At 61.4% G+C, this 12564-nt stretch carries 10 protein-coding genes; 7 read left to right on the forward strand and 3 right to left on the reverse strand.

Annotation, left to right across the window (positions count from 1 at the left end; translation table 11 throughout):
- Positions 1–228 precede the first annotated feature (228 nt).
- From SINAC_RS01350 to SINAC_RS39540, 6 genes are all read left to right on the forward strand, one after another.
- On the forward strand, positions 229–501 hold the full coding sequence (locus SINAC_RS01350; protein ID WP_015243904.1) for an autorepressor SdpR family transcription factor: 273 nt from the start codon (positions 229–231) through the stop codon (positions 499–501).
- Positions 498–1142, forward strand: coding sequence for an SdpI family protein (locus SINAC_RS01355; RefSeq protein ID WP_015243905.1), 645 nt, complete (start codon positions 498–500; stop codon positions 1140–1142). The genes SINAC_RS01350 and SINAC_RS01355 overlap by 4 nt, the downstream gene beginning before the upstream one ends.
- 233 nt (positions 1143–1375) lie before the next feature.
- The gene (locus tag SINAC_RS01360; protein ID WP_015243906.1) at positions 1376–2815 is read left to right on the forward strand and encodes an alpha/beta hydrolase family protein; all 1440 of its coding nucleotides are present in this window, start codon (positions 1376–1378) and stop codon (positions 2813–2815) included.
- A 238-nt stretch (positions 2816–3053) separates the two neighbouring features.
- Entirely contained in the window at positions 3054–3209 is a 156-nt protein-coding gene (locus tag SINAC_RS39535; RefSeq protein ID WP_020467041.1) for a hypothetical protein, read from the forward strand.
- Positions 3210–3845: 636 nt separating this feature from the next.
- Positions 3846–4865 (forward strand): DUF1559 domain-containing protein, encoded by a 1020-nt coding sequence (locus SINAC_RS01365; protein ID WP_015243908.1) that lies wholly within the window; start codon positions 3846–3848, stop codon positions 4863–4865.
- A gap of 131 nt (positions 4866–4996) precedes the next feature.
- Positions 4997–5173 (forward strand): hypothetical protein, encoded by a 177-nt coding sequence (locus SINAC_RS39540; RefSeq protein ID WP_015243909.1) that lies wholly within the window; start codon positions 4997–4999, stop codon positions 5171–5173.
- A 168-nt stretch (positions 5174–5341) separates the two neighbouring features.
- Here SINAC_RS39540 and SINAC_RS01370 read toward each other — a convergent pair whose 3' ends face one another.
- Entirely contained in the window at positions 5342–7240 is a 1899-nt protein-coding gene (locus SINAC_RS01370; protein ID WP_015243910.1) for a glycerophosphodiester phosphodiesterase, read from the reverse strand.
- Positions 7241–7681: 441 nt separating this feature from the next.
- Positions 7682–9409, reverse strand: a complete 1728-nt coding sequence (locus SINAC_RS01375; protein ID WP_015243911.1) for an alkaline phosphatase — start codon at positions 9407–9409, stop codon at positions 7682–7684.
- A gap of 253 nt (positions 9410–9662) precedes the next feature.
- Here SINAC_RS01375 and glgC point away from each other — a divergent pair, with 253 nt between their 5' ends.
- Positions 9663–10904, forward strand: a complete 1242-nt coding sequence (gene glgC, locus SINAC_RS01380; RefSeq protein ID WP_015243912.1) for a glucose-1-phosphate adenylyltransferase — start codon at positions 9663–9665, stop codon at positions 10902–10904.
- 139 nt (positions 10905–11043) lie between these two features.
- Here the strand turns inward: glgC and SINAC_RS01385 are convergent, their stop codons facing one another.
- The gene (locus SINAC_RS01385) at positions 11044–12387 is read right to left on the reverse strand and encodes an IS4 family transposase (protein WP_015243913.1); all 1344 of its coding nucleotides are present in this window, start codon (positions 12385–12387) and stop codon (positions 11044–11046) included.
- Between the last annotated feature and the right edge of the window lie 177 nt (positions 12388–12564).

The following is a 12564-nucleotide window of genomic DNA, read 5'->3' on the forward strand; positions in this document are numbered from 1 at the left end:
GCGGATTCCATTGTGATCGGTCGCACTCTCTCCCCCCTGCCCTTGCGCAATTCGTTGGCCGACGCTCTGGGTTTTCGGCCAGGCAGTCACCGTTGTCCGCAAACTCGGGGCGACCTGGCGGATCGTCTGGAAATCACTCCTCCCTTGATTCCGGGCTTTTGGGAGAGATAATTAGACGGAAGACTAAATGATTGCGGCTGGCGGGCGAATACCGAGTGGTGCTGGCTGATGAACGACATCTTCAAGGCTCTCTCCGACCCGACGCGTCGGGAGATTCTCCGGTTACTTCGGTGCGGTGAGAAGACGGCGGGAGAGTTGGCCGACCATTTCGCCATGAGCAAGCCGTCGATGTCGCATCACTTCGCGGTCTTGAAGGAGGCGGAGCTGATCCGCAGCCGTCGCGAGGGGAAGCAGATCTATTACACGCTCGATACCACGGTTGTTCAGGATGCTATTGCCTGGATTCACGACCTCTTCGGGGGCGGGGGGAGCCACTCATGACTCGTAACTCTTGGTTCATCGCGATCGGGCTCATTGTCATGGTCTGGATTGGTACGGCCGTGGTCTACAGGGCGCTGCCGGATCGGGTGCCGACCCACTGGAATCTCCACGGGCAGGTGGATGCTCATGGCCCGAAGGCGTTGGCCGCATTCCTGATGCCGACGGTCATGGTGGGGTTGCTCGCCTTCTTCGCCGCGCTTCCCTGGCTCTCGCCCGCCCCGTTCAAGATGGAGGGGTTCCAATCGGCCTATGGATTTATCGTTATTGTCGCACTTGCCCTCCAGGGCTTCATTCACGCCGTGACGCTGCTGGCGGCGTTGGGGTACAAGTTCGACGTCACGAGGAGTCTCGTGGCGGGCCTCCTTTTGGGCATTGGCCTGATGGGGAACGTGATGGGGAAGGTGCGCCGTAACTTCTATGTCGGCTTTCGCGTCCCCTGGACCCTGGCCAGCGAGCGAGTTTGGAACGAGACCCATCGCATGGCTGCGTGGTTGACCTTCGGCGTTGGCCTGCTGGGCGCGGTGGTGGCTTTGGTGGGCTACCCGATCTTGGCGCTCTCCTCGTTGGTGCTGATCGTGGTGATCCCGACGATCTTTTCTCTGGTCCGCTTCAAGCAGCTCGAGCGACGCGGCGAGATCTGAGCGAGAAACCTTGGGCTTTTCTATTGGCTGGTGGATCAACCGTCCCCGCCGGCGTCCTGGCCGATTCGGGGTTTCGTAGCCTAATTATTATTTATTTGTATAAAAAATGACATTTGTCTGCTGAATTGAAGAGAGTGATCGTCGAGTGGCTTGATGCGGTTGTCCGTGGAGAGAACCGAAAGGCATTGAGATATTGATGCCAATCTTCTTCAGGCGTCCATCGGGGGTCTTTGATGAGAATGATGAATGCAGCGTTGTGGGTTTCCGCCGTCACCCTCATCCTGGCCGGTTGGTCGGCGGTGGCGGACGAGCCGAATCGCAAGGAGCAAATCTGGGAGGGTAAGCTGACGATCGGCGCGGGAATCGAGCTTCGCATGGTGTTCCATATCGCCAAGGATGAAGCCGGTAAGTTTACCGCGACGTTTGACAGCCCCGATCAGGGGGCCAAGGGGCTCAAGGTTGACTCGGTCACACTCGATGGCACTCATCTTGTGATGGAAATGAAAAGGATTCTGGGCAAGTTTGAGGGGGCGTTGAACCCCGACGGGACCGAGGCGAAGGGGACGTGGTCGCAGGCAGGGAACAGGTTGCCGCTGAGCTTGAAGCGGGTGGAGCAGGTCAGCGAGGCCCGGCGGCCGCAGACGCCGATGCCGCCGTTCCCGTACAAGACGGAGGACGTCTCATATGCTAACGCGGCGGGCCGGGTGACTTTGGCGGGTACGTTGACACTCCCGGCCGGTCCGAATGCGTTTCCGGCGGTGATTCTGATCAGTGGCTCGGGGGCGCAGGACCGCGACGAGTCTCTGCTCGGGCACAAGCCGTTTCTCGTGCTGGCCGATGCGCTGACCCGCCGTGGGATCGCCGTGCTCCGAGCGGATGACCGTGGGGTCGGTGGTTCGACCGGCAATACCATGAACTCCAACTCCGATGACTTCGCCGGAGATGTGCTCGCCGGGATCGCCTTCCTGAAAACGCGGTCCGAGATCGACGGGTCAAAGATCGGCTTGATCGGCCACTCGGAGGGGGGGCTTGTGGCGCCGATGGTTGCTGTGCGGTCGCCCGACGTCTCCTTCATCGTCATGATGGCCGGCACTGGGCTCCCTGGCGATGAGATCGTTCCGCTCCAAGCCCGCCTCATCGGCCAGGCAAGCCTCGTTGACGCGAAAGAACTCGCGCGGCAACTCGACTTCCAGAAGCGGCTCCTTGAGATCGCCCGTACCGAGCCCGACGACAAGATCGCCGAAGAGCGAGCACTCGCGGCGACCAAGGATTGGATGGCCGCGATGACCGAAGCCGAACGCAAGAACGCTGGCGATCTGCACGCCCGGATCGCCGGCCAGTTCAAGACCTTGCGCTCGCCTTGGTTTCGCTATTTCCTGAGCTACGATCCCCGGCCGACGCTTGGCAAGGTCCGCTGCCCGGTGCTCGCGATCGTGGGTGAGAAGGACCTGCAAGTTCCTCCCAAGGAGAATCTCGCCGAGATCGAGACCGCGCTCAAACAAGGGGGAAACACGCAGTTCACGATTAAAGAGCTGCCTGGCCTGAACCACCTCTTCCAGACCAGCACGACAGGTGCGCCTTCCGAATATGCCCGGATCGAAGAGACGATCGCCCCCTCGGCCCTGACCTTGATCGGGGATTGGATCTTCGAGCAAACCGGGAAGAAACCGTAATGTCCCGGAATTGCGGAATTGCCAGGTCGAACTCATGGGTCTCGGTATGAGAGCCGGGTCGATTCCCGAGCCGATCGTTGATCGCATGAGCCACGGAGAGTACCGTGGATCTGACTACGTCATCTTGGGGCTTTGATAGGGGGCCTGGCTGGGCCAGGTCCCGGAATGCTCGGCTTGAGCCACGGCGCGAGCGATTCTCTTTGACGCGGCTCGTTCAATTCCGGGAGCCACGATGAAAATGCCCAAGGACTTGGGGCGGACCGTGCTGGCCGTCTGGCTGATCCTCCACGGCCTGTTGTCAGCCCCCTTTCTCAAGATCAGCTTCGCCGCCAGTGGTGATCTGTTGGCCCTCCTTGCGATTGCCGCGGGTGTCTTGCTCTTGATGAAGCGGTGAGCCGCTTGGTCTCAAACAGGCTCGCCCCCCCCTGGGACTGCGGCCGTCCCGCCTGCTCTTCAATTCCATTGATTTGAATTTAAAGAAATTAATTTGATTTTAAGAACAGGCGGGACGGCCGCGGTCCCAGGGGAGATGGGGAGAGGGACCGGCAAGGTGGCCCGATCAAAACCGGCCTCGTTTTCTGGTTCGGCAAAACCTGCCGAGCTGCGAGATCCGTTTTGCCCCGATCACCCCTTTCATGAATCGGGAGGTTGTTCCCTGCCGGTTCCTTGATTGGTGATTTTTTGAAGTGATCATAATGGGTTTGAAGAATGCGTTTGTGCTACTTTTGGCAAGGTTTTGCGGTCGATGAGAAATCAGAATTGTGAGTTTTTTTGTGTAGAAATCCGTTGGATCCTTGTGTAATAGTCTTTAGTGCTGTCTCCTGATTCTTAATATATGTCCGGCGACTTCTGCTTGACCTCCTCGTGGTCTCACGGTTTATGCGTGAGCTGTCAGATCCCTTGTCGACAGGATGAGGCAACGTCACTCGGGGCAGGCATCAGGATGATTCGGTTTGAATGGCTCCAAGTGGAGTGAAAGATCGAGTCTGCTTTTTAATAATTCTGTTGTATTTTCATGGGAGGATTCGTGATGCGAGCGAGCGTTGCCAGTCTGCCTCCGCGCCGCGTACGGGCGTTCACGTTAATCGAGCTTTTGGTCGTCATCGCGATCATCGCCGTGCTGATCGCTCTGTTGTTGCCGGCGGTGCAAGCGGCCCGCGAGGCGGCGCGGCGGTCTCAGTGCGTCAATAACCTGAAGCAGCTTGGCCTGGCCATGCACAACTACCACAGCTCGAACGACTCGTTTCCGATGGGCCGGACGGGCATGGGGTTCAATTACCCGGCCAGCAACGGCGACCCGAACCGCCGGACCTGGGCGTTCAACATCCTGGCGAACATCGAGCAGGGGCCGCTCTACAACGCGATCAACTTCAGCAGGACGTTCTATGACTGGTCCAACACGACGGCGATGAGGACCGAGGTCGTCGCCTACAATTGCCCCTCCGACCCCGGCTGTACCATCGTCCTGTCGCCATCCGACGCCCAGACTGTGCGGTCCAACGGCAACTATATGGTCAACTGGGGAAACACGACATGGTATCAAGATGTAACGAATCCGTCGTTTAATCCCTACGTCGGGCCGCTGCCGCCGACGACGGGTCTTCCTTACCTTGCTGCTCCATTCACGGCCAACAAGGCGATCAATTTTAGCGCAATCGTTGATGGTACGAGCAATACGCTGATGATGAGCGAGATCATCTGTCCTGAATCCAAGGGGCCGTACAATCCCGACGTCGATCACCGGGGCGATATCTGGAACGACGACCAGAACTGCTCGATGTTCATGGCCTACTCTACGCCTAACTCGAAGACGATCGACCAGGTGCCGGGCTATTGCGTGAGCACCGACCTGAAGCGGTCCAACCCTCCCTGCATTGTTACGAGCTCGCTTCCCGGGTTCAACGCTGCGCGAAGCTACCACTCGGGGGGTGTGAACGCCCTGATGTGCGATGGCAGCGTCAAGTTCACGAAAGACGCCGTCAATCTTGCCATCTGGCGAGGGTTGAGCTCCATGAATGGACAAGAGGTTATCTCCGCCGACTCGTACTGATTCGAGCGGTCCTCCCCCCTACCCTGGCCTGGGGCCGGTTCTCACCGTTTGCCTCTTGCGGCCGGCGATCGCCGGTCGTGGTCTTGATTTGTCCGTTGCACCAAGGCTTCTCTTGCAAAGGAATTCTGTTTATGTCGACGCGTCGTTTTGGCTATGCGGCGAGCACGCTGGTGCTTCTTCTCGGTCTGACCGGTTGCGGGAGTAGCACTCCGGAGCCTGCCCCGGCTCCCGCGCAGCCAGCATCCACGGACCCGAACGCGGTGCCGCGAGGCATGGAACCGGCGGCCGGGAGACCCGCCGCCAAGTAATTTCATAAGGTCGTTGGCAAGGGGGCCCGAGGAGGGAGAGTCATACCCGCCCGGGCCCTTTCTCTTGTGGGATTCCCAGCATCGACGCCCGACCCCGTTTCAGGGCGCGCATTCCGGGGTGGTCGCCTCGGCTTTGACACTGGCTGGCTCTGCGCGCCAGGACCTTCCTCAAGGTTTGATGTCGAGGAAGTATCGCGCCGCGAGGAGGCGTCGCTCGACTTCGCTCAGCTCCTCACGCTCGCGGCGGATGCTGACCAGAAGTCGGGGCTCGTTGGTGATGATGTTCGTCACGCCAAGCTCGATCAACTTGATCATGCTTCGAGGATCGTTGACGGTCCAGACGTAGACCTCTTTGCCTCGCGCATGCGCTCTGCGGACGAGTCGGTTGGTCAGGAACTTTCGGTTGACGCTGATGACGTCGGCTTCCAGCCGATTCATGTCGCCGACGGCGAAAGTGACGATGGCGGCGGTCCGCAGCCGTGGGTTGTACCGCTTCGCTTCGCTCAGGCCGTCGTAGGTCAGGGAGGCGACGACGCATTCCGACTCGAAGCGTTCGCGATGGATCAGACGCGCGACCGCGCCGGCGAGCCGGCGGTTCCTGCCTCGGAATTTGAGCTCGATGTTCAGCTTGATCTTGCCCCGTGCCAGCCTGATCGCCTCTTCGAGGGTCGGGACTCGTTCGCCGACGTGGGCGGGGCTGAAGCGTCGGCCGACATCCACCTGGCGGATCTCGGCGAGGGTGAGATCCCAGACCTTGCGGGGGTCGCCCGCCATCCGCATCAGGTCGTCGTCGTGGAGGAGGACGATCGCGCCGTCGGCCGTCTCGTGGACGTCGATCTCGGCGTAGTCGGCCCCGGCCTCGATCGCGCCTCGGATGGCGCTGAGGGTATTCTCAGGGTGGTGGCGGGCATCGCCCCGGTGGGCGGTGATTTCCACACGCTGGCCGGCGTCGGTCTGCGCGGTGGACCCGAACGCGACGACGGCGACGAAGCCGACGAACGCCGCGCTGAGGACCATCCAGAGCCGGAGGATCCGGGGCTTGTGGCCTTCGTGGAGGGCCGGATCTCGCTCCCTGTCCCGCACCGGCTCGTCCTTCAAGGCGAACCGGACGGTCCCGCCCCGTTCGGTGTAGAGTCGCAGGATCAGCAGGCTGTGGACGGAGACCATCAGGAAGGAGAGCGCAGCCAGGAGCAGTCCATGACCGGCCAGCAGGATGATCACGAGGGGAATCACGACCGAGACATGATAGCCGGCGGCGTCCAGGGCCATGGCCGAGAACCAGCGGAACGCTCCGACCACAACCAAGGACAGTCCGAGCCCGAGGGCCTCCCAGCCGAGGAGGATTGTGGCGACTCGCCAGAAGGCTCCCCGGCACCGCCGCCAGCTTTCTCCAAGCGCTGCCTGGCCGGGGAGCCCTTCCAGGAGCAGGATCGGCAGGGCGAACACCCAGCGAACGCAGAGGGCGAAGCCGATGACGATGGCTCCGGCGAGCAGGAGGATGCCGATGCCTAAACCCACATAGAAGGAAGTCGGCCGTTCCGAGAGATAAAAATTGATGTCATGGTATGTGAAAAATGTAATGTAAATGATTGCCGCCAGGAGGGCGAAAGGCGCAGTAGTCACAGCCAGGGCGGCCAAGCCGACGAAGCCGATCCGCAAGATTCGCAAGCCGGCCGCCGCCAGGGTCTGTGACACTCGACCCACGCGGAACGCCAACCCTTGGCCGCTCATCGCCGCGATGAACATCACGCCCAGATGCTCGAACAGGAAGAGCCAGATCGTGGCGACCCCGGCGATCAGGCCGACCAACAGCCCCGGTGGGGACAGCATGAAGGTCGCGATGTCCTTGTTCGTGACGGCCCCTCCTCGGCCGGCCGTCGCGACGATCGCAGGGAGCAGCCAGACCGATCCGAACAGCCAGAGGGGATAGACCAACCCTTTGAACGCGACCTCGAACAGGATGAGCGGCATCAGAATCCGCTGGAAGTCTCCCAGGACGCCCCGGGCGAGCGTCGTCAAGGAGGCCGGGGCGGGATCATCCGAGCGTTCGATGTTGGCGAGACTCACAGAATCCTCTTGTCCTGAGTGGCCTATTCGTTCCTTGATTCCAAGGTGATCCGAAGGGCTGCGGCGGCTTTCAGACGGTCATGTGACGGAACGATCAACGTCATTTTTGGAAGGTCGTTCCCTGGGTCGACTTTCCCTGGGACCGCGGACGACCCGCCCGCAATTCAACTGTCTTTGCTTTTATGCTGTATTTTGTGTTTGATTGGATTTGGATCAAAGAGCGGGCGGGCCGCCCGCGGTCCCAGGAAATGCTTGGGAAGGCTTTTCCTGGGACCGCGGGCCACCCGCCCGCAATTCAATTGTCTTGCTCTTATGTCCAATTGCAAGAAGATTCGGCTCGTCCGCAGTCCCAGGAAACGGTTTTCAGGCTTGCCGAGAAGGGGATCGATCGTTGGGATCCCCTTCTTCGGCGGCCGGCGTTCCCTTGGATTTGCAAGGCGATCAGGGCTTGGCTTTCGCCAGCGCTTCGAGGTCGTCGATCACGAGGTAGTGCCCGTGGTCGGCGGTGACGATCATGAGCGAGTCGTCCCAGTTGCTGTTGGTTTCGACCCACTTGATGATCGACCGGATCGCGTCCTCGCCGCTGTAGACCGCGCCGATGGCGTTGTCGAGGTTGTTGCTGTGCAGGGCGAAGTCGACGTCACCGGCCTCAACGAACAGCGCGAACGGCTGCGCCGGCTTGGCCGTCAGGACGGTCAGGGCGGCCTCGGTCATGTCGGCCAGGGTGGGCTGCTCTTTGAGTTCGGCCGGGGAGTACGACTCCGCCTTGCCGCCGAGGTTGGGGGAAGGGTCAAAGCCTCCGTCGGCGGTCTGGTACGGCAGGTGGTTATGTTCCTTGGTGCCGTAGAGGCCGAAGAGGCGCTTTCCCTGCTCGGCCGCGGTCGCGGCGGCCTTGCGGAGGGCTTCGCCGCCGCTGACGCCGGGTTCGGGCTGGGCCACGACGTACTTGCCGCCGTTCTTGACGTCAACAGCGGCCTTGTCGGCGTCGGCGATGTAGAGCCCCCCCGCGACGCCGTTCTTGCCTTGCGCCTTCTTGACTCCCACCTCCGGGATCGTCTGGTCGAAGCCGGTCCCCATCACCACGTCGAGCCCGGGGAGTTGCGCTCCCTTCTTCGTCTCCTGGACCACGCTGGGCAGGCCGAGCATCTCGCGGGCGAGGTCCTGGTAGTCGTCGCGGTGGACGTTGTGGGCGTACATCGCCGAGGGCGAGGCGTGGGGGAACGGGACGCTGGTCACGGTGCCGACCTTCCAGCCGTCGGCCTGGAGCTGGTTGAAGAGGGTGGGCACGAACCGGCCGTCGTCGGCGACGTTGACGCCGTTGTTGTAGGCCTTGACCCCTGTCGCGAATTCGGCGGCGCTGGTGGAGGAATCGGTGTACGCGTGCATGACGCGGCCGACGGCCTTCACGCCGGCTTTGTCCGCCTCATGGCCCGACTGCCCCTTGAAGTAGCCGGGAGCCTTCGGGCCGAGCGGGCCGAGCGTCCAGGGGTTCGGTCCGGCGATCAGGGCGTCATAGCCCCCCGGGAGGGCGTCGGCCCCGATGGTGACGGTCTGGGCGTCGAGGTTCGGCTTGTTCTTGTCGTAGGTCGGGCTAGTGACGTAATAGCCGTACTGGGCCGACCCTTCGGCGGTATAGTCCTGGAAGATCAGGCCCGACCCCTTCCCCTCAGTGTAGATCTTGCCTGTCTTGGCGATCGCGGCGGCCTGGGTCGTCTCCCAGTCGAACCCGTCGAACCAGACGATAAAGAGGTGCTTGACGCCGTTCTTCACGGCCTCACGCTGGACCCGGTAGAGGTCGCTCTGGTCGGCGTACTCGGCCTCGGGGTTCACCGTATTCTCGGGGAGGAACCCGTAGAGCGCCTTGAGCTTCTCGGGGTCGCGGTAGAGGCTGTTCGACCCGGTAACCTGGTCGAGCCGCCCTTTTCGTCCGAAGGTATAGACCGGGATCAGGCGGTTGCTGTGGCTGCCGTGGTTCGAGAAGACGTCGCCGGCTCCCTGCGAGCCAAAGTGGTAGGGGCGAGCGATCTTCTTCTTGGTGGTCGCGACGTTGTTGGTCTGCAAGTCCTTGATCCGGTCCGCGCCCTGGACCGGCAAGGCCGAGGCGGGAAGCGCAGAGGCGAGGATCAACGTGGCACGGAGCCAGGAACGGTGGAGAAGGCGGGCGATCACGGTTGTCTCCCAAGGAGTTGCCAGTGGCGGAATCAATCGCACGGTCGTTGGTCAGTCAGTCGGGAACCTCGTGGAGTTCCAGCCTGATCGTGACAACGAGTCGAGTAGGATTCACGATCGAATCTATCAAAATGGCGCGAAGAACCGAAGATGCCCGCGGCTTCTTCCACTAACCCGTTGGTTTGTCCGAGTCCCGTGGGCACAATGGGGGCATCCCCTTTGACTTGAGGATTTACGGAACGGAGGCAGTCTGGTGCATCGTGATGTTTTGGCCATCGTCCTCGCCGGGGGGCGCGGGACTCGCCTGGAACCCCTGACGCGCGATCGGGCCAAACCGGCCGTACCCTTCGGCGGGATCTACCGGATCATCGACTTCACGCTGTCCAACTGCCTGAACTCGGACGTCCGGAAGATTCTCATCCTGACGCAGTACAAGGCCGTCAGCCTGAACCGGCATATCGACCAGGGCTGGAAGTTTCTCTGCCGCGAGCTCGACGAATACATCGAGGTGATTCCGCCACAACAGCGGATCGCCGAGATGTGGTATCAGGGAACGGCCGACGCGATCTACCAGAACGTGTACACGATCGAGAAGGCCGCACCCCGCGACACCCTGATCCTGGCCGGCGACCACATCTACAAGATGAACTATGCCGAGATGATCGCGTTCCACCGCGAACGTCGCGCCGACCTGACGATCGCCTGCTTGCCCGTCCCTCGTGCCCAGGCCAGCGACTTCGGAGTGATCGACGTCGATTCCGCCGGCCGGGTCCTCAGCTTCCTCGAGAAGCCGAAGAACCCCCCCGGGATGCCCGGGAACCCCGACATGAGCCTGGCCTCGATGGGCATCTACGTCTTCGCCACCGACGTGATGTACGAGCTCCTCTTCCAGGACGCCGCCAAGAAGGAAGCCAGCTCGCACGACTTCGGCAAGGACATCATCCCGGGCATGCTGGCCGACTCGCGAGTCTTCGCCTATCCGTTCCGCGATGAGAACCGCAAACAGGCCGCCTACTGGCGTGACGTCGGCACGCTCGACGCCTTCTTCCAGACGAACATGGACCTGATCCAGATCGACCCGATCCTCAACCTCTACGACCGCAACTGGCCGATCCACACCTACCAGCCGCCGATGCCTCCCCCCAAGTTCGTCCACACCGACCCCGACCGCCGAGGCGCTGCGCTCAACTCGATCGTCTGCCAGGGGGCCATCGTCTCGGGGGGGCAGGTCTATCGGAGCATCCTCTCGCCGGGGGTTCGGATCAACAGTTACGCCTTGATTGAAGACTCGATCCTGTTTGAGAACGTCGAGGTCGGCCGCCACGCCCGGATCCGCAAGGCGATCATCGACAAGGACGTCAAGGTCCCCCCCGGCTTCGACATCGGCTGGAACCGCGCGGCCGACCTCGCCCGTGGCCTGACCGTCACCGAGGATGGCGTCACGGTCGTCGCCAAGGGAGAAGACCTCGAGCGGTTCATGCCGATGGGGGGGTGAGGCCCCCCTGCTCTTCCTGGTTCGACGGCTTTGTAACGCGAGTGAAAACGTCCCCGGCGGGTGGTCCGGACAATGTGTTGTCCTCTCTCTCTTCCTCACTCACCCCCCCTGGGACCGCGGGCGACCCGCCCAATGGCACTTACTTTCTCGATTTCAGACCGCGTTTGCGTGGTCGCAGTGGGAATTTTCTGCGGCGGGCGATCACCTCACGCGGGTAGTGTCGGCCAGGGCGATTCGCGAGCTTACACTGGCCAGACATCCTCAGAACCAAGTCGATCCGCTCTTGGATCTTCGCGGGGTCCGTGGTATCCAGCGACTCCAAGAGCAAGACCTTCACTAACGACCATACCCGGTTGAAGCTCAATCGCCGCGGCGCGATCTCGACCCGAGCCGCAGCCATCCGGCGAATCAGATTCGCCATGTTATAGGCCACTGTCGCCGAGGCCAGTTCCTTCGCGACCATCTCCGTGGATCGGCCACGCATCTCTTCCAAGCGAAGCGTCCGCTTCAAATCACGCAGATCGGTTTCGATATTTTGCCGCTGGCCATAGATCGCGGCGAGCTCGCACCCCTCGTCAGGGAGCCGACTCACAAGCCACAGCGTCAGCTTCTCGGAAATTCGAACCTCGTGCAACCACACACGCAGCGTTGCATCGGCCGGCCATTGTGGGTTCGACTTGCGTTCCCAGCGGTTGGGCTGCCAAGTTAGTTCCCACTGGTCCTTGCCCTGGGCTTTCCCTTGGCGCACCATCGACCGAAATCGCTTCTCAGTCAACCGCAACACGAAGTCGTGGCCCGCCTGGTTGGCTAACCAGGCGAACGCGAAGACGCCAAAATTCCGGTCGGCGATCAACACGGAGCCGACCGGAAGTCGCGGCATCAAACCGGCCGACAATGGGACTTCGCCAATCGCGGCCGGGCCATACATTGCCCCCACTTCCGGACGCACGGTCACACCGCTGGATAACTCGTGGGCCGCTACCAAGTGGAGGATCGGCCAGTGCGATTCTCCGTGTTGATTGCGGGCCGGCGGATACGTTTTGCGCAAGGCGTCAGTGGGTGCCAAAGAGAGCGTGGAACCGTCCACAAGAAACGCGTTACGCCCTTTCACCGATGGCGGAGACTTGGCGATTAAGGCTGCAGAAACCTCGTCAGCCGCCCGTTGAGCCATCTCCACGGGCAGCCGATCTCGCGCTCGCGAAAACCCACCCGTGTTGGCCGAGAACGATTTCTCACGGGCCCGCTTGTTATCAGGGAGCACATCTGCACTTAATCGAGCCAACTCTCCCACAGCGGTGGCCATCGTTGCATTGCAGGTCAACCGTTGATAGATCATCAGCCAGACAACGACCCAAGGCGTGAACACGGTCGAGAGCGTGGGCGGTTTCTGAGCATGCAGGACATCCGGTGGGACCAAGCGATGGAACATCCGAACCGCCTCACCCAAATCGACGACAGCGGGTGATTCCTGGTCATGGTTCATGCGAGGTACTCCCAAAAAATAGGAGTTCATGGCGCAAAAAACGTGCCAGAGGTGCCCCTTATTGCAGGATTGGCGAAAGTAAGTGCCATTGGGCGACCCGCCCGCTATTTTGCTAATTTAAATTCAAGCAAATTTGGAGTCATTCAATTGAAGAGCGGGCGGGGCGCCCGGTCCCAG

Origin of the sequence: Singulisphaera acidiphila DSM 18658, from assembly GCF_000242455.2 — a bacterium.
GTDB classification, from domain to species: domain Bacteria; phylum Planctomycetota; class Planctomycetia; order Isosphaerales; family Isosphaeraceae; genus Singulisphaera; species Singulisphaera acidiphila.

What these genes read in the sequence shown, in the direction of transcription:
- SINAC_RS01350 (WP_015243904.1), top strand. Translation starts at nt 229, where the DNA reads ATGAACGACATCTTCAAGGCTCTCTCCGACCCGACGCGTCGGGAGATT.
- SINAC_RS01355 (WP_015243905.1), top strand. Translation starts at nt 498, where the DNA reads ATGACTCGTAACTCTTGGTTCATCGCGATCGGGCTCATTGTCATGGTC.
- SINAC_RS01360 (WP_015243906.1), top strand. Translation starts at nt 1,376, where the DNA reads ATGAGAATGATGAATGCAGCGTTGTGGGTTTCCGCCGTCACCCTCATC.
- SINAC_RS39535 (WP_020467041.1), top strand. Translation starts at nt 3,054, where the DNA reads ATGCCCAAGGACTTGGGGCGGACCGTGCTGGCCGTCTGGCTGATCCTC.
- SINAC_RS01365 (WP_015243908.1), top strand. Translation starts at nt 3,846, where the DNA reads ATGCGAGCGAGCGTTGCCAGTCTGCCTCCGCGCCGCGTACGGGCGTTC.
- SINAC_RS39540 (WP_015243909.1), top strand. Translation starts at nt 4,997, where the DNA reads ATGTCGACGCGTCGTTTTGGCTATGCGGCGAGCACGCTGGTGCTTCTT.
- SINAC_RS01385 (WP_015243913.1), bottom strand. Translation starts at nt 12,387, where the DNA reads ATGAACCATGACCAGGAATCACCCGCTGTCGTCGATTTGGGTGAGGCG.